A 16,102-nucleotide genomic window follows, 5' to 3' on the forward strand; every position below is an offset into this window, starting at 1 on the left:
TGTCAGCTCCCAGGCGCGCGCGCGTTGCGGATCAAGGTGAGGGCGGCGGCGGGATCGAGCCGGCCATCATAGAGCGCGCGGCCGGCGATCGCACCCGCGAGCTTTTTCGCGCGCGGCGTCAGCATGGCTTTCACGTCCTCGATCGAGGCGAGGCCGCCGGAGGCGATCACGGGAATCGAGATGGCGTCGGCCAGCGCAATGGTCGCATCGAGGTTCAGGCCCTTGAGCAGGCCGTCGCGCGCGATGTCGGTGAAGATGATGGCGGCAACGCCGGCATCCTCGAAGCGCTTTGCGATCTCCAGCACCGTCACCTGCGAGGTCTCGGCCCAGCCTTCGACCGCGACCTTGCCGTCGCGGGCGTCGAGCCCAACCGCGACACGGCCGGGGAATTTCTTCGCCGCAGCCTTCACCAGTTCCGGATCGCGCACCGCGGCGGTGCCGATGATGACGCGGGTGATGCCCTTGTCGAGCCAGGCTTCAACGGTCGCGAGATCGCGAATGCCGCCACCGAGCTGCACCGGAATCTTGATCGTCTTCAGCATCGCCTCGACGGCCTCGGCATTCACCGGCTTGCCGGCAAAGGCGCCATCGAGATCGACGACATGGAGATACTCAAAGCCCTGCTCGACGAAGCTCTGCGCCTGCGCGGCCGGATTGAGGTTGAACACGGTCGCGCGCGCCATGTCGCCTTGCTCGAGGCGCACGCATTGGCCGTTCTTGAGGTCGATCGCAGGGAAGAGGATCACGGTTTCCATCGCAAAAAGTTCGAGATCAGAGCGAGGCCAAAACGCTGGCTCTTCTCGGGGTGGAATTGGGTGCCGATCGCGGTGTCCTTGCCGACGATCGCGGTGACCGCCCCGCCGTAGTCGGCGCGCGCGAGCACGTCCGCCTCGTTGACCGCATTGAGGTGGTAGGAGTGCACGAAATAAGCGTGCTGGCCCTTGGGGCCGAGCGGCAGCTTGTTCAGCACCGGATGTTCCTGCAGCACGTCGAGCGTGTTCCATCCCATGTGCGGGATCTTCAGGCTCTCGTCGCGCGGCGTGATCTTCTCGACGTCGCCGCCGATCCAGTTCAGGCCATCGGTCGTGACGTGCTCCTTGCCACGGGTCGCCATCAGCTGCATGCCGACGCAAATGCCGAAGAACGGCCGCGCCTTGACGCGCACCGCTTCGGTGATCGCCTCGACCATGCCGTTGACGGCGTCGAGCCCGCGCCGGCAATCGGCGAAGGCGCCGACGCCCGGCAGCACCAGACGGTCAGCCTCGTAGGCCTGATCGGGATCGCTGGTGACGAAAACCTTCTGCGGATTTTCGAGGCTGCGCGCGGCGCGCTCGAAGGCTTTGGCGGCGGAATGCAGATTACCGGAACCGTAATCGATGATGGCGACGCTCATCTTGACCCTCCCGGTTCTGGAAACAACCCGATGATGCCGCCGGCCGGAATCGGCGGCGGGTTAGAGAATTGCTGACCCGGCACGCTGCGGGTCGGCGGCGGGCCGCCGCGATCGACGGCCCATTGATCGTTGACGATGCCGTGCTGCTTCTGGCTCCAGCGCTCGAAGAAGCGACGCTCGGCGGTGTCCTCGTCATCGCCAACCACCACGTCGAGCTGTCGCCATTTGCCGCGCGACAGCGTCCAGCGACGCAGGCTCGAGGCCTCGAAGCCCATCAGCAGCGCGACGATGAGATCGGCGAAGAAGATCGAGCCGCGTCCGACGCCGAGGCTCGACAGTCCGGCGTTGAACGCTGCGACGAAAACCACCCAGCCGATCAGCGCCAGCCACAGCCGATTCCACAGCAGCCAGAACGGACCGAGGATCATCGCCCAGAAATGGAATCCGTCGCGCACGAACACGAACTTGTCGGTCGCGCGCAAATCGGCTCCGGCAGGGGAGGGAGCATGAACTGTGTAGACAGGCATGGTGATGCCCCGTTCCTAGGAATTCAGTGATGCCGCAAGCGGCGCATGCCGCTAGCCGAAGAGGTCAGCCGCCGAGCGAGCCCTTGGTGGACGGGATTTCTCCCGCCGCTTTCGGATCGATCGCGACCGCGGTGCGCAGCGCCCGCGCCAGGCCCTTGAAGCAGGACTCGGCGATATGGTGGCTGTTATCGCCATATAGGGTCTCGACGTGGAGAGTCACGCCGGCGTTCATGGCGAAGGCCTGGAACCACTCGCGCACCAGCTCGGTGTCGAACTCGCCGATCTTGTCGCGGGGGAAGTCGGCCTTGAACACCAGGAACGGGCGGCCCGAGATGTCGATGACCACGCGCGACAGCGTCTCGTCCATCGGCATGTGGACGCCGGCATAGCGGGTGATGCCCGCCATGTTGCCGAGCGCCTGCTTGACCGCCTGGCCGAGCGCGATGCCGGTGTCTTCGGTGGTATGGTGGTAATCAATGTGCAAATCGCCCACGGCCTTGACCGTGAGGTCGATGCGGGAATGGCGGGCGAGGAGATCGAGCATATGGTCGAAAAAGCCGATGCCGGTCGCGATATTGGCCACGCCGGTGCCATCGAGGTTCACGGAGACCTCGATGTCGGTTTCCTTGGTCTTGCGCTTGATCGTCGCGGTGCGCATTGAAACTGGCTCTCATCCTGGCTCGGGGCCGAAAACGCCGGTCTTTTAACAGCCAAATGACGCCTTCGCTACCGCGGGATCGCCTTGGCTGGCCGGCACTTCCACCTATGGTGAGCGAATTGGGGCCGGAGCGGCCCGTTGTGCCCAGGTTGTCCCCTTGCCTCCGACCGCCTAAATCAGGCCGGACAACGAGGTACTTCATGCAGGATTCCCAGAACAGCTCGCCGGGCTGGCACGGCACCACGATTTTGACCGTCCGCAAGGGCGGCAAAGTGGTGGTCGGCGGCGATGGCCAGGTCTCGATCGGCCAGACCGTGATCAAGTCCAACGCCAAGAAGGTCCGCAAGCTCGGCAAGGGCGACGTGATCGGCGGCTTTGCCGGCGCGACCGCCGACGCCTTCACGCTCTTTGAGCGGTTGGAAGCCAAGCTCGAGCAATACCCGGGGCAGCTGACCCGGGCCGCGGTCGAGCTGGCCAAGGACTGGCGCACCGACCGTTATTTGCGGCGGCTGGAGGCCATGATGATCGTGGCCGACAAAGACGTCTCCCTGGTGCTGACAGGCACCGGCGACGTGCTCGAACCCGAGGCCGGCGTGATGGCGATCGGCTCCGGCGGCAATTACGCGCTGGCGGCGGCCCGGGCCCTGCTCGACACCGACAAGGACGCCGAGACCATCGTCCGCCGCTCCCTCGACATCGCCGCCGACATCTGCGTCTACACCAACCGGAATTTGACGATCGAGAGCCTGGCAGCGGGATAGGCCATGGCGCCCGTCTACACCTTCCGCCCGATGACCGCGGCCGATCTGCCGATGATCCGGCGCTGGCTGGACGCGCCGCATGTCGCCGAATGGTGGCATGATCCGGAGACGCTCGAGCTCGTCGGTGGCGACCTCGAGCATCCTGACTTGGCGCAGTTCATCGTCAGCCTTGACGGCCGGTCGTTCGCCTACCTGCAGTGCTACCAGATCGGCGATTGGCATGTCAGCTTCGGCCCGCAGCCCGCGGGCACCCGCGGCCTCGATCAGTTCATCGGCGAGGCCGACATGCTCGGATGCGGCCACGGCTCGGCTTTCATCCGCGCTTTCATCGACCAGCTCTTTGCCCGCGGCGTGCCGCGCATCGTGATCGACCCCAGCCCCGCCAATCCGCGCGCAATTCGTGCCTATGAGAAAGCTGGATTCGTGCCGCAGCACGAGATCGTTACGCCCGATGGTCCCGCACTCCTGATGATCCGAGAGCCATGACGCTTGCCGCAACCTCCACCGTCAAGACGGCATTTCCGCCGCTCGCCTGGGCCGGCATCGCGCTGTTGCTGTTGGCGCTGCAGGCCGCGATCCTGTTTGGCATGGGGCGGGTGCCGATCTGCACCTGCGGCTATGTCAAGCTGTGGCACGGCGTGGTGAACAGCTCGGAGAACTCCCAGCACATCGCCGACTGGTACACCTTTTCCCATGTTCTGCACGGCTTCCTGTTCTATGGCCTCACCTGGCTGCTGTTCGCGCGATTGCCGTTGCTGTCTCTGTCCTGGCCGGCTCGACTGATCATCGCCATGCTGATCGAAGGCGCCTGGGAGATCGTCGAGAACTCGCCCTTCATCATCGAGCGCTACCGCGCCGGCACGATCTCGCTGGATTATTTCGGCGACAGCATCGTCAATTCGGTCTCCGACAATCTGGCCATGATGCTGGGGTTCCTCGCCGCACGCGCGCTGCCTGTCAGTGCGACCGTCCTGATCGGGCTCGCCTTCGAGATCATGCTGGCGCTGCACATTCGCGACAATCTGACGCTCAATATCCTGATGTTGATCCATCCGATCGAAGCAGTGAAGCAATGGCAATCGGGTCCGCCCATCATCTGACCTAAAAAGCGACTTGTCCTTAACCGCCTCCCGCCCTAGCTAGACAGACATGACAGACTTCTCTCCCCGCGAAATCGTTTCCGAACTCGACCGTTTCATCGTCGGCCAGGCCGACGCCAAGCGCGCCGTCTCGATCGCGCTGCGCAACCGCTGGCGCCGGCAGCAGCTTGAAGGCTCGCTGCGCGAAGAGGTGCTGCCGAAGAACATCCTGATGATCGGCCCCACCGGCGTCGGCAAGACGGAAATCGCGCGGCGGCTCGCCAAGCTCGCCAATGCGCCGTTCCTGAAGGTGGAAGCGACCAAGTTCACCGAGGTCGGTTATGTCGGCCGCGACGTCGAGCAGATCGTGCGCGATCTCGTCGAGGTCGCGATCGCCCAGGTCCGCGAGAAGAAGCGCAAGGACGTGCACGCTCGCGCGCAGCTCGCCGCCGAGGAGCGCGTTCTCGATGCGCTGGTCGGTGCCAATGCCAGCCCTGCGACGCGTGAATCCTTCCGCAAGAAGCTGCGTGCCGGCGAGCTCAACGACAAGGAAATCGAGATCGAGACGCAAGGCGGCGGCAGCGGCATGCCGATGTTCGAGATCCCGGGCATGCCGGGCGCGCAGATGGGCGCGATCTCGATCGGCGACATCTTCGGCAAGTTAGGGGGCCGCAGCAAGACGCGGCGGCTGACGGTTGAGGGCTCGCACGAGATCCTCGTCAACGAGGAATCCGACAAGCTGCTGGACACCGATCAGCTGACGCTGGAGGCGATCAACGCGGTCGAGAATAACGGCATCGTGTTCCTCGACGAGATCGACAAGATCTGCGCGCGCGAGGGCCGTGCCGCCGGCGACGTCTCGCGCGAGGGCGTGCAGCGCGATCTGTTGCCCTTGATCGAGGGCACCACGGTCTCGACCAAGCACGGCGCGGTCAAGACCGACCACATCCTGTTCATCGCGTCGGGCGCCTTCCACGTCGCAAAGCCGTCGGACCTGCTGCCGGAATTGCAGGGCCGCCTGCCGATCCGCGTCGAATTGCAGGCGCTGACCCGCGACGACATGCGCCGCATCCTGACAGAGCCCGAGGCCTCGCTGATCAAGCAATATGTCGCCTTGATGCAGACCGAGGGCGTGACGCTCGACATCACCGACGGCGCCATCGACGCGCTCGCCGACGTCGCGGTCGCCGTCAATTCCACCGTCGAGAACATCGGCGCGCGGCGGCTGCAGACCGTGATGGAGCGGGTGCTGGACGAGATCTCCTTCACCGCCCCCGACCGCAGCGGCGAGACCGTCAAGGTGGATGCGGATTTCGTCCAGAAGCACGTCGGTGATCTCGCCAAGAACGCCGATTTGAGCCGGTTCATTTTGTAATTTTGGACGGTCACGCTATTGATGCGGCGTGACCGTACCCATCCTGCAAAATCCCTGGCGCCTGCTACTCGCGATCAACGCCGCGGTCATCGTCGGCGTGTTCGTTCACAAGATCCAGCTGCCGCCTTACGTCCCCTACATCCACCTCGTGGTCGACTACCATTTCGGCTTCATCAAGCGCGCGCTGATCGGGGCGATCGTCGCGCTGTTCACGGCCAAGGTGCCGGTCTGGTCGGTGTTCGCGATCGGCGGGGTGACGTGGCTGGTGACGCTGGCCCTTTACGCAAGGCTGTTTCAGAAGAGCTTTGGCTTCACCGCGAAAACGCTGCCGCTGTTCGTCTTCATCGCGGGCTCGCCGTTCTTCCTGAAGAACTTCATGCACACGCTCGGCCATTTCGACATCTATGGCTGCGCGCTCGCAATCGTCCTCTTGCTGATGCCGGCAAGGTCTCTGCTGTTCGTGGCCACGGCTGCGCTGTTCTCGATCATTCTCGTGCTGATCCATCACATCCATCTGCTGATGTATGTGCCGACGATCGTCACCATCGTCGTGATCAGACACTATCTCGCCTGCGGGCTCAATCGCGGCAATGTCGCCTTCGGCATCGTCGCCCTGCTCATCGTCGCGGTGCTGTTCTTTGCGGCGCAATTTTTGGGAACGATGCCGATCCCGGAAGCGGATTTCGTCGCCTATCTGAAGAGCCGGATGGCCGATCCCTCGCGAACCGACCTGCTGCAATTCGCCTATATCTGGTACCAGCCGCTGTCCAAGGAGGTCTCGGACACCTGGGGGCGCCTGCCGCACAACGTCCTCGGCGTGCCCGTGTTCGCGCTGCTGATCTGGCTGCACACGCCGCTGTGGCGCTATTTTGCCAAGCTGATCGGCGCTCTCGCAAGCGAGACGCACCGCCGCCTCGTGCTCGCGGCACTGATCGGCGTCAGCCTCGCTTATCTCGTGATGTTTGCGATGGTGTTCGACTATTCGCGCTGGATCTCGAACTGGGCCGTCTGCATGTTCCTGATCCTGCATGCGGTGAAGATGCTGCCGGTCGCGCGCGAGGCGTCGCTGATTCCGGTAGAGGATCAGAAGACGAATATCTTCGGCTTGATCCTCACGCTGATCCCGCGCGTCGGAATCATCCGGCCGTTCTAAAACCTCGCCCGCCTGATCCGCACATACAGCGCGCCCTCGCCGCCATGGCCGATATGCGCCGTCTCGAAGCCGACGACGAAGGCGCGGAATTCCGGCAGGCTCAGCCATTCCGGCACCAGGCGGCGCAGCACGCCGCTTTCGCCGCCGCTGCGGCCCTTGCCGGTGATGACGAGCACGAAGGTCATGCCGTCGTGATGGGCGCGGTGCAGGAATCCGGTCAGGGCGCGATGCGCGCGCGTCTGGGTCATGCCGTGCAGATCGAGCCGCGCCTCGATCTCGCTGCGGCCGCGCGACAGTTTTGTGCGCTCGCGCTTGCCGAGCGGCGCCAAAGGCGGGACGGTCGGCTTTGCGGCGCGCGGCGCCGGTGCAGCGGCAACCGGCCGTGGTGATGACGCAGGCCGCGTGACGGGTGCTGCGGGCAAGGGCTCGGCGCGCGGAGCGACATGTGCCTTCGCCGCGCGGTGCTTCCTCAGCGGCTTGACCTGTTTGGCAACGACCTCCCACAGCGCGCGCTCCTCCTCGCTCAGCGCGCGGCGGCGCGGCGAGGGGCGAGGCTCCAGCACGGGCGGACGGGACGATCGCTTCATTGCTGCCGATGGGGACGTTTCTTCACCGGCCGCTGCGGTTCGGAAGCGGGCTCGATCACGGGACGCGGCGCCGGCAACGGGACTGGACCCGCGATGGCGACGGTGTCGCTCTTGGTTTCCGCGGCGCCGGCGGCAGCGGCCGGCTTCGCCGTCCCCTTCCCGGGATCGGTTTGCGGAAACAGCTTGGCGATCTTCTCCGAGGGGCGCGGATCGGGCACCGGCAGCCGCGCGCCGCGTGCCGAGGGATCGAGGCCCTTCGGCACCAGCATCACGAAATGCATGGGATGGCGCAGGCGTCCGGAGACGCGGCCGGCTTCCTGACCGGCGCCGAAAAACAGATCGGCGCGCGCGGGGCCGATGATGGCCGAGCCGGTATCTTGCGCGATCATCAGCCGATGGAACGGCGTCTTGGCGCGTTCGGACTCGATCGGCAGCTCGCCCTCAATGAAGAACGGCGTGCCGTAGACATGCAGCGCCTTGTCGACCGCGATCGAGCGCCCGGCCGTCAGCGGAATGCCCTGCGCGCCCACTGCCTCGTCCTTGTCGGAGAGGTTGACCTCGCGGAAGAAGATATAGGCGCGGTTCGCGCGGCGCAGCTCCTTGGCGCCATCAGGATTCTGCGTCATCCATTCCCTGATCTTCTGCATCGACATCTCTTCCTTCGGAATGATGCCGCGCTCGATCAGGATGCGACCGACGGCGGTGTAGGGATAGCCGTTATAGGCGTCGTAGTTCAGCCGGACCGAGCTGCCGTCGTCGAACTTGATCCGCGCCGAACCCTGGATCTGCGCGAACAGCAGATCGGTCGGATCCTTCAGCCAGGCGATCTCCAGCCCGCGGCCGGCGATCTTGCCGTCCTCGATCTCGCCGCGGTCGTAATAGGGCACCAGCTTGCGGCGGCCGATCTTGCGATAGACCGGGCCCTTGTTGGGCAGGCTCACCGAATCCTGCTTGTAGCCGCGCACGAACAGATTCGAGGGACGGCGGTAGACCGGAACATTGTAGACCTCGGTCTGCGTGTGCGATCCCTCCAGCACCGGCTCGTAATAGCCGGTGACGAAACCGTCGGGCTCGCCGAGGCGCGAGATCCGCAGCGGCGCGAAATTCTCCTCGAAGAAGGTCTTTGCTTTCGCGTCGTCGGTGAGCTCGAGCGATTTTGCCGCCCGGCAAGGCTCACTCAGCGAACCTCCCAAGGCCTTCGGCTCGGCTGCGCCGGTCTGCGCATTGATCGGCTTGCAGCTGGCGCGGAACGTCTTGTACGCCGCGAGATGATTGTCATCGCTCCAGCCCTTCACGTCCGCCCAGGCCAGCGGCAGATATTGCGCGCCCGGAATTTCGAACGGCAGCAGGAGCTGCGGATAGGGCAAGGCCCGCGGCGGAGCGGCAGGCAATTGCGGGGGATGATGGTGATGGCTGCGATAGTGGCGCCGCGCCGCCTCGGCGCCGAGCGAAAACGACGACAGCACGACGACACCTGCGCAAAGCGCCGTCGCGCCGGTCTTCAGATAGACCTTAATTCGCGCTTCCGGTGCCAACCAGCTTCCAGTTCGGATCGCGAGAGGTGACGTCGCGGGCGAAAGTCCAGATGTCGGTGATGTCGGCGACCGTGTCGGCGCTGCCGTCGACGATGTTGCCGGCCTTGTCTCGGGTGGCCGAGATCATCTGCGAGACGAAGCGGATCGTGAGCTGGGCGGTACGGTCGCGCAGCTCGGCGCCGACGAGTTCGGCCTTGTCGATCGAGACGAAGCGGGTCTCGGTCTTCTGCTCGTTCTTCTCGCGTTCCTTGATCGCGGCCTCGAAGCTGTCATAGACGTCCGACGACAACAGGTCGCGCAGCGCGCGGCGGTCGCCATTGGCAAAGGCCAGCACGATCATCTCGTAGGCGCCGCGGGCGCCCGAGATGAAATGGCGCGGGTCGAACGTGGCATCCTTGTCGACGATGGCATCAAGGCCCTGCGCCAGCGCGGTGCCCGGCTCGGTCAGGCCCTTCCAGCGATCGGAGGGCGGGGTCGGCTCGGCCGTCGGCGCCAGCGGGGCCTGGTCGATCACCTTGCCCGGCATGGTCACGACGTTGTTGTCCTGGGCACCCCCGAGCGCGTTGCGGGCGGCAGTCCGATCGAACGGCGGCCGCTCGTTGCCGGTACGCTGCCCAAGCACGCTGCGCAGCCGCAGAAAGATGAAGACCGCCAGCGCCAGGAAGATGATGGTGTAGATGTCCACGTCGGATTCGCTTTCTGGTCTTTGTTCTGGGTCTTCGCCTTGGGGTCGTCGCCGGGAAAATCAATCCGGCCAGTAGACCGTTCCATACGGGAACGGCAAGTCTACATCACCATTTTAGGTCCGCGTCAGGTCCGTGGGATGTAGGCACGAAATCTTGCCCGGCCAATGGCGCCTTTTGGCACAGCACCGAGTGTAGCGCGTTTTATGCTTAAGGGGAAACCCGATCCTGCCCGGAAATCGCGCATCTTCAATCATTTAAGGCGCAGTTTTACGGAAAAGGCGGGACGAACGCGGCAGTTGCGGCGCGGCCGGAATCCCGCCTCCGGGACCGTTCGTCCTTGTGGAATGAGGCGGCCCTATGTTAGCCAACCGCCGCGAAATTCAGCCCAAATCGGGTAAGGAGAGACTCTCATGACCAACGGTAACGGCACCCCTCCCGAGGCGGCCCAGGCTCCCCAGCTCAACGTGCTGGCGCAATATACCAAGGACCTTTCGTTCGAAAATCCGAACGCGCCCAGCTCGCTCCAGCAGCAGAGCCAGCCCCCCCAGATCAACATCCAGATCAATGTCAGCGCTAACAATCTCAGCGAACATGAGTTCGAGGTGACGTTGTCGGTCGAAGGCAAGGCCGAGACCGCGGGCAAGATCATGTTCTCGTTCGAGCTCGCCTATGCCGGCGTGTTCCGTATCGCCAACGTGCCGAAGGAGAATCTGCATCCGCTGGTCATGATCGAGTGCCCGCGCCTGCTGTTCCCGTTCGCCCGCGAGATCATCGCGACGGCCGTGCGCGACGGCGGGTTCCCGCCCCTGATGCTGGATCCGGTCGACTTCGTCGGCCTCTATCGTCAGAACATGGAGCGGCAAATGGCCGCTCAGCCGAGCGGCCAGGCCTAACCAGCCGGAGGAGCTGGAGCGGGCAAAAACTCGTTCCAGATCGCCTTGTCGCCGAGCGTTGCGATGAAGGCCTTGTGGGCCTCGCGTTCGGCATCGGAAACCCGCGACGCGAGCGGCACCAGCCGCTGCCGCCGCGGCGCATCGCCAGCCGCATTGACGCGAATCTCCTGAGCGTCCGACGCCAGGAGCAGCTGCGACTGCCGTGCCCCGACCAGATCGACATAGACCTCGGCCAGCAGCTCGGCGTCCAGCAGCGCGCCGTGCTTGGTGCGGTGTGAATTGTCGATCGCATAGCGCGAGCAGAGATCATCGAGCCGGTTGGACACGCCGGGATGCTTGCGGCGCGCCAGCAGCAGCGTATCGACCAGACGCTCGCGCGGAATCGCGGCACGCTTGATCTTGTCGAGCTCGGCATTGATGAAGCCGATGTCGAACGAGGCGTTGTGGATCACCAGCGGCGCATCGCCGATGAACTCCAGAAACGCATCGACGACCTCGTGGAACAGCGGCTTGGTCGACAGAAATTCGGCCGACAGCCCGTGCACCGCAAAGGCTTCCGCCGGCATGTCCCGTTCAGGGTTAATATAGACGTGGTACGTCTGTCCCGTCGGCATGCGATTGAGCATCTCGACGCAGCCGATTTCGACCAGACGATCGCCGCGCAGCGGATCGAGGCCGGTGGTTTCGGTATCGAGAACAATTTCGCGCATGTCTTGAGATCAGTAGCTTGAGAGCAGCGTCTTGAGAGCCGTGTGCGGCGGCGAATCAGGCCCGCCGCTGCGGCATCTTAACGACCTCGGCCAGGATGTGGGCGATTTGCGCGCGCACCGGGTCAAGTCCGTGTGACGTATCCACCACGAAATCGGCCCGCTTGCGCTTCTCGGCGTCCGGCGTCTGCTTGGCGATGATCGCGTCGAGCTTGGCCTCGTCCATGGTGCCGCGCGCCAGCACCCGCTCGCGCTGGAGTTCCGGCGAGGTCGAGACCACGACCACGGCGTCGACGCGCTTCTCGCCGCCGGTCTCGAACAGCAGCGGGATGTCCAGCACCACGACCGGCGCCTTGGCGGCTTCCGCCGCGGCGAAGAATCTTTGCCGGGACGCGCCGAGCATCGGATGGACGATCTGCTCGAGCTGCTTGATGGCGGCCGGATCGTGCACCACGCGCGCCGACAATTTTGGCCGATCGACCTTGCCGTTCACGGTGGTGCCGGGAAAGGCGGCCTCGATCGCGGGAGCCGCTTCGCGCTCATAGAGCTGATGCACGGCAGCATCGGCGTCGTAGACGGGCACACCGGCCTCCGCGAACAGTTTCGCAGTGGTGGATTTTCCCATCCCGATCGAGCCGGTCAGTCCCAGGATCCGCATCAGCGCTCAGCCCTGTCTGTCATTCACACCGCAACTAGCCGTTCACGTCGCAAGAACGCAAGCAGCGGCAGCAGCGGCAGGCCGAGAATGGTGAAATGATCGCCCTCGATCCGCTCGAACAGATGGATGCCCAGGCTTTCCAGCTGATAGGCGCCGACGCTGGTGGTGACGGCGTCGCCGGCAGCGTCCAGATAGGCTGAAAGCTCGTCCTCGGTCATCTCGCGCATGGTCATACGTGCGACCGCGACGTCTTCGAAAACAATCTTGCCGTCATGCGCCAGGGCCACGGCGGAATTCAGCTCATGGCTGTTGCCGGCGAGATCGCGCAATTGCGCCAATGCCTGCGGACGGCCCGCGGGCTTGTTGAAAAGACGATTGCCAAGAGCCAGTGTCTGATCGGCGCCGATCACGTAGCTCCCGGGATGATTGGCCGAGATCGCCTTGGCCTTTTCGCGCGCCAGCAGCAGTGCGATCTCGCGCGGATTTGAAAGCGCTGAAGCTAATTGAATACCGCGCTCGTCGATATCGGCGGTAATAGCCTTGAACTCCAGCCCGGCATTGGCCAGCAGCATTTTTCGGGCGCTGCTCTGCGAAGCCAGGATCAACGGAGATTTGCCGAGCCACAGACCCATCGCGAAAACTATCCGGAAGGCCGGTTGCGCTGGCGGTCGCTATAAAGCTTCATGATCGCCGCCGCGGTTTCCTCAATCGAGCGTCGCGTGACGTCCAGCAGTGGCCAATCATGCTTGGCGCTGAGCTTGCGAGCGAACGCAACTTCCTCGGTGACCGACTGCCTGTCGGTATAGGTGTCGTTGCCGGAATCGGTTCCCATCGAGAGCAGGCGATTCTGACGGATCTGGATCAGGCGTTCCGGCGTCGCGTGCAGGCTGACGACCAGCGGCCGCGTTAGCGTCTCCAATTGCGAGGGCACCGGAATGCCGGGAACCAGTGGCACGTTGGCGGTGCGGATGCCGCGATTGGCCAAATAAATCGACGTCGGCGTCTTGGAAGTGCGGGACACACCAACCAGCACCACGTCGGCATCGTCGAGGCCTTCGACATGCTGACCATCGTCATGGATCATGGTGTAGTTCAGCGCATCGATGCGCTTGAAATATTCCGCATTGAGGACGTGCTGGGCGCCGACGCGGCCGGTGGTCGCAGCCCCGAGATAGGCTTCGAACAGCTGCATCACCGGGCCGATGATCGACAGGCTCGGAACATTGATCTCCTTGCACTTGTCCTCGAGCCTGGAGACCAGATCCTTCTCCAGCAGCGTGAACAGCACGATCCCCGGTGCTTCCTCGATCTCGTCGAGCACGCGGTCGAGCTGCTTCTGGCTGCGCACCAGCGGATAGACGTGCTCGACCGGGGTGACGTTGGCGTATTGGGCCGCAACCGCCCGTGCCACGGTGATCAGCGTCTCGCCGGTGGAGTCGGACACGAGGTGCAGATGGAAATAATTGTTCGAGGTTGGCACGAAAACTCTTTGGATGAAGGCGGGGTGGTTTGTGGATTTCTGTGGAGCTTAACCCCTCGGAAAGGGTTGCGCGACACCAGGGGCGGGACAAGTGCCAATTTTCTTCACACCGCTGCCCGTCAGGACAAGTCCGGCGCCCTCGCTGCAGGGAAACGGGATTGCGCGGACAACCCCCTTGATAAGCTGCCGACAGAAAGGCGCAAGCCTTTGAAGCTGGCCGACTTATCGCAAGTCGCCAGAGCGATCAGGGATATGTTGATGGATGTGAACAAGCGCGCGTGAACGCGCGGACGGAATTGTGTGAGTCCAATCCACGGTCACATAGACTCAAACCTTAAGAATCTAAGATTCTAGATTTGAGGAAGGCGCTACGGACGGATATGTGTGCAGGCAAGACCTTAACGAGTTCTTACTATCCCCAGCGTTCCCTCGGCTGGGTCAGAAATCCGGAAGCAGAAAATGTTTGAAGACGTCTATCTCTGGATCAAGGCGCTGCACGTGATCGCCGTCATCGCCTGGATGGCGGGCATGCTCTATCTGCCGCGGCTGTTCGTTTATCACAGCGAGGCCGAAATCGGCTCGAAGCAGTCCGAGACGTTCAAGATCATGGAACGCCGGCTGCTCAAGGCCATCATCAACCCGGCCATGATCGTCACCTGGCTCGCCGGGCTCTATCTCGCCTGGTCCGGCCATTGGTTCTCGTTCGGCTGGTTGCACGTAAAACTGGCACTGGTCCTGGCGATGTCGGCGGTCCACGGCTTTTTTTCCCGCTGGCTGAAGGATTTCGCCGCCGACCGGCGCCCCCGAACCCAGAAATTCTATAGAATTATCAACGAGGTGCCGACCGTTCTGATGATTTTCATCGTCATCATGGTGATCGTGAAGCCGTTCTAGGCGAGGCGCGCGACGATTAGCTCAGCGCTTCGGCTTGCGGAGAAGGGAGCGATTTTCTATATTGTCGCTATCCCACCCAACGCAGGCGGATGTGGTTGTGTCTGAGCTTTCCAGAGGCCGGACACCGCATCAGGTTTGAAGCCTCATCGGCACTTAACCTTGCCAGACCTGCGGACCTTATCTTCTCACGTCCGCATTTCAGAGCCTCCTCGCACCCCTCCCAAGGTTACCCCACAGGACCACCCCAATGCGGGAAATTAAACTCGAAGACCTCAAGTCCAAAACGCCGGCCGAGCTCGTCTCGTTCGCGGAGGAGAACGGGGTCGAGAATGCCAGCACCATGCGCAAGCAGGAGCTGCTGTTCGCCATCCTCAAGCAGCTCGCGCTCGCCGAGACCGATATTGTCGGCCAGGGCGTCGTCGAGGTTCTCTCCGACGGCTTCGGCTTCCTCCGCTCGCCCGATGCGAATTATCTGCCGGGCCCGGATGACATCTACGTTTCACCGTCGCAGATCCGCCGTTTCGGCCTGCGCACCGGCGACACCATCGAAGGCCACATCCGCAGCCCGAAAGAGGGCGAGCGCTACTTCGCGCTGCTGAAGGTCAACACGCTCAATTTCGAGGACCCGGAAAAGGCCAAGCACAAGGTCAATTTCGACAACCTCACGCCGCTGTTTCCGAATCAGCGTTTCCGCATGGAGATCGACGATCCGACGCGGAAAGACCTTTCTGCACGCGTGATCGACATCGTCGCGCCGATCGGCAAGGGCCAGCGCGCCTTGATCGTTGCGCCGCCGCGCACGGGTAAAACCGTGCTGATGCAGAACATCGCGCATTCGATCACGCATAATCATCCCGAGTGCTACCTGATCGTGCTGTTGATCGACGAGCGTCCGGAAGAAGTCACGGACATGCAGCGCTCGGTGAAGGGCGAGGTCGTGTCGTCGACCTTCGACGAACCGGCGGTGCGTCACGTCCAGGTCGCCGAGATGGTGATCGAAAAGGCCAAGCGTCTGGTCGAGCACGGCCGCGACGTCGTGATCCTGCTCGATTCGATCACACGCCTCGGCCGCGCCTACAACACCGTGGTGCCGTCATCCGGCAAGGTGTTGACCGGCGGTGTCGACGCCAACGCGCTGCAGCGCCCGAAGCGCTTCTTCGGTGCGGCCCGTAACATCGAGGAGGGCGGCTCGCTGACCATCATCGCGACCGCGCTGGTCGATACCGGCAGCCGCATGGACGAAGTTATCTTCGAAGAGTTCAAGGGCACCGGTAACTCGGAGCTGATCCTGGATCGCAAGGTCTCGGACAAGCGCACCTTCCCGGCGATCGACATCTCGCGCTCCGGCACCCGCAAGGAGGAGCTCATCACCGATCCGCAGGTGCTCAAGAAGATGTACGTGCTCCGCCGCATCCTCAATCCGATGGGCACGATGGACGCGATCGACTTCCTGCTCGACAAGCTGCGCTCGACCAAGAGCAATTCGGAGTTCTTCGATTCGATGAACACCTGAGTGCAGTGCAATATGAAATCAGAGGGCGCCTTCGGGCGCCCTTTTTCGTTGTGCGGTTTTGCTGCGGCAACGGTGCAGCATGGAGCTGTATCGAAGCGCAGGTCCGACCTTCTCCGAAGGTGTTGATATATCTATATAATGCTTGATATTTGCTGGCGGACCTTCCTTGATCGGCGCGGTTCTTGCAGCAAACTGCCGGGTCT

At 63.4% G+C, this 16,102-nt stretch carries 19 protein-coding genes; 8 read left to right on the plus strand and 11 right to left on the minus strand.

The genetic code is table 11. The annotated features are described in order from the left end of the window. Window positions 1-2: 2 nt before the first annotated feature. From hisA to hisB, 4 genes are all read right to left on the minus strand, one after another. A complete protein-coding gene (gene hisA / locus RAD10_RS04390; protein WP_461616585.1) occupies window positions 3-746 on the minus strand; it encodes a 1-(5-phosphoribosyl)-5-[(5-phosphoribosylamino)methylideneamino]imidazole-4-carboxamide isomerase in 744 nt (247 codons plus the stop codon). Continuing rightward, window positions 743-1,393 carry an imidazole glycerol phosphate synthase subunit HisH gene (gene hisH / locus RAD10_RS04395; RefSeq protein ID WP_461616457.1) on the minus strand — a complete coding sequence of 217 codons (651 nt, stop codon included), beginning with the start codon at window positions 1,391-1,393 and terminating at the stop codon, window positions 743-745. The genes hisA and hisH overlap by 4 nt, the downstream gene beginning before the upstream one ends. Next, window positions 1,390-1,920 carry a DUF2628 domain-containing protein gene (locus tag RAD10_RS04400; protein WP_461616458.1) on the minus strand — a complete coding sequence of 177 codons (531 nt, stop codon included), beginning with the start codon at window positions 1,918-1,920 and terminating at the stop codon, window positions 1,390-1,392. Before RAD10_RS04400 ends, hisH begins: the two co-directional genes overlap by 4 nt. A 64-nt stretch (window positions 1,921-1,984) precedes the next feature. Continuing rightward, window positions 1,985-2,578, minus strand: a complete 594-nt coding sequence (hisB, locus tag RAD10_RS04405; RefSeq protein WP_018323527.1) for an imidazoleglycerol-phosphate dehydratase HisB — start codon at window positions 2,576-2,578, stop codon at window positions 1,985-1,987. A 200-nt stretch (window positions 2,579-2,778) separates the two neighbouring features. On the opposite strand from hisB, the gene hslV reads away from it, so the two are divergent. The 5 genes from hslV to RAD10_RS04430 are packed head-to-tail and all read left to right on the plus strand — an operon-like array spanning window position 2,779 to window position 6,946. Further along, window positions 2,779-3,339 carry an ATP-dependent protease subunit HslV gene (gene hslV, locus RAD10_RS04410; RefSeq protein ID WP_018323528.1) on the plus strand — a complete coding sequence of 187 codons (561 nt, stop codon included), beginning with the start codon at window positions 2,779-2,781 and terminating at the stop codon, window positions 3,337-3,339. Window positions 3,340-3,342: 3 nt separating this feature from the next. Beyond that, window positions 3,343-3,825 carry a GNAT family N-acetyltransferase gene (locus tag RAD10_RS04415; RefSeq protein WP_461616459.1) on the plus strand — a complete coding sequence of 161 codons (483 nt, stop codon included), beginning with the start codon at window positions 3,343-3,345 and terminating at the stop codon, window positions 3,823-3,825. Next, window positions 3,822-4,439, plus strand: a complete 618-nt coding sequence (locus tag RAD10_RS04420; RefSeq protein WP_461616460.1) for a DUF2585 domain-containing protein — start codon at window positions 3,822-3,824, stop codon at window positions 4,437-4,439. Before RAD10_RS04415 ends, RAD10_RS04420 begins: the two co-directional genes overlap by 4 nt. Window positions 4,440-4,488: 49 nt before the next feature. After that, window positions 4,489-5,793, plus strand: a complete 1,305-nt coding sequence (hslU, locus tag RAD10_RS04425; RefSeq protein ID WP_104461915.1) for an ATP-dependent protease ATPase subunit HslU — start codon at window positions 4,489-4,491, stop codon at window positions 5,791-5,793. 28 nt (window positions 5,794-5,821) lie between these two features. After that, on the plus strand, window positions 5,822-6,946 hold the full coding sequence (locus tag RAD10_RS04430; protein ID WP_461616461.1) for a hypothetical protein: 1,125 nt from the start codon (window positions 5,822-5,824) through the stop codon (window positions 6,944-6,946). Here the strand turns inward: RAD10_RS04430 and RAD10_RS04435 are convergent. The 3 genes from RAD10_RS04435 to RAD10_RS04445 are packed head-to-tail and all read right to left on the minus strand — an operon-like array spanning window position 6,943 to window position 9,753. Further along, window positions 6,943-7,533: a Smr/MutS family protein gene (locus RAD10_RS04435; protein WP_461616462.1), complete on the minus strand. Its 591-nt coding sequence runs from the start codon at window positions 7,531-7,533 to the stop codon at window positions 6,943-6,945. The two genes, RAD10_RS04430 and RAD10_RS04435, sit on opposite strands and share 4 nt — an antisense overlap. Continuing rightward, window positions 7,530-9,068, minus strand: a complete 1,539-nt coding sequence (gene mltA / locus RAD10_RS04440) for a murein transglycosylase A (RefSeq protein WP_461616463.1) — start codon at window positions 9,066-9,068, stop codon at window positions 7,530-7,532. The genes RAD10_RS04435 and mltA overlap by 4 nt, the downstream gene beginning before the upstream one ends. Continuing rightward, window positions 9,046-9,753 carry a Tim44/TimA family putative adaptor protein gene (locus tag RAD10_RS04445; RefSeq protein WP_028139379.1) on the minus strand — a complete coding sequence of 236 codons (708 nt, stop codon included), beginning with the start codon at window positions 9,751-9,753 and terminating at the stop codon, window positions 9,046-9,048. Before RAD10_RS04445 ends, mltA begins: the two co-directional genes overlap by 23 nt. A 411-nt stretch (window positions 9,754-10,164) precedes the next feature. Here RAD10_RS04445 and secB point away from each other — a divergent pair, with 411 nt between their 5' ends. Further along, window positions 10,165-10,647, plus strand: a complete 483-nt coding sequence (gene secB / locus RAD10_RS04450; RefSeq protein ID WP_091965356.1) for a protein-export chaperone SecB — start codon at window positions 10,165-10,167, stop codon at window positions 10,645-10,647. On the opposite strand, the gene dnaQ is transcribed toward secB, so the two are convergent. From dnaQ to RAD10_RS04470, 4 genes are read right to left on the minus strand one after another with little or no spacing between them, the layout of a single operon-like run. After that, complete coding sequence (gene dnaQ / locus RAD10_RS04455; protein WP_461616464.1) at window positions 10,644-11,357, minus strand: DNA polymerase III subunit epsilon; 714 nt, start codon at window positions 11,355-11,357, stop codon at window positions 10,644-10,646. The two genes, secB and dnaQ, sit on opposite strands and share 4 nt — an antisense overlap. A 55-nt stretch (window positions 11,358-11,412) precedes the next feature. Next, window positions 11,413-12,012 (minus strand): dephospho-CoA kinase, encoded by a 600-nt coding sequence (gene coaE / locus RAD10_RS04460; protein ID WP_461616465.1) that lies wholly within the window; start codon window positions 12,010-12,012, stop codon window positions 11,413-11,415. Window positions 12,013-12,035: 23 nt separating this feature from the next. Beyond that, a complete protein-coding gene (locus RAD10_RS04465; RefSeq protein WP_461616466.1) occupies window positions 12,036-12,644 on the minus strand; it encodes a Maf family nucleotide pyrophosphatase in 609 nt (202 codons plus the stop codon). 8 nt (window positions 12,645-12,652) lie between these two features. Next, the gene (locus RAD10_RS04470; RefSeq protein WP_018323540.1) at window positions 12,653-13,492 is read right to left on the minus strand and encodes a pyruvate, water dikinase regulatory protein; all 840 of its coding nucleotides are present in this window, start codon (window positions 13,490-13,492) and stop codon (window positions 12,653-12,655) included. Window positions 13,493-13,951: 459 nt separating this feature from the next. On the opposite strand from RAD10_RS04470, the gene hemJ reads away from it, so the two are divergent. Both hemJ and rho read left to right on the plus strand, forming a co-directional pair. After that, on the plus strand, window positions 13,952-14,386 hold the full coding sequence (gene hemJ, locus RAD10_RS04475) for a protoporphyrinogen oxidase HemJ (RefSeq protein WP_461616467.1): 435 nt from the start codon (window positions 13,952-13,954) through the stop codon (window positions 14,384-14,386). Window positions 14,387-14,633: 247 nt separating this feature from the next. After that, window positions 14,634-15,899: a transcription termination factor Rho gene (gene rho / locus RAD10_RS04480; protein WP_008133567.1), complete on the plus strand. Its 1,266-nt coding sequence runs from the start codon at window positions 14,634-14,636 to the stop codon at window positions 15,897-15,899. The last annotated feature ends 203 nt before the right edge of the window (window positions 15,900-16,102 follow it).

It is taken from the genome of Bradyrhizobium sp. 23AC, assembly GCF_054863025.1.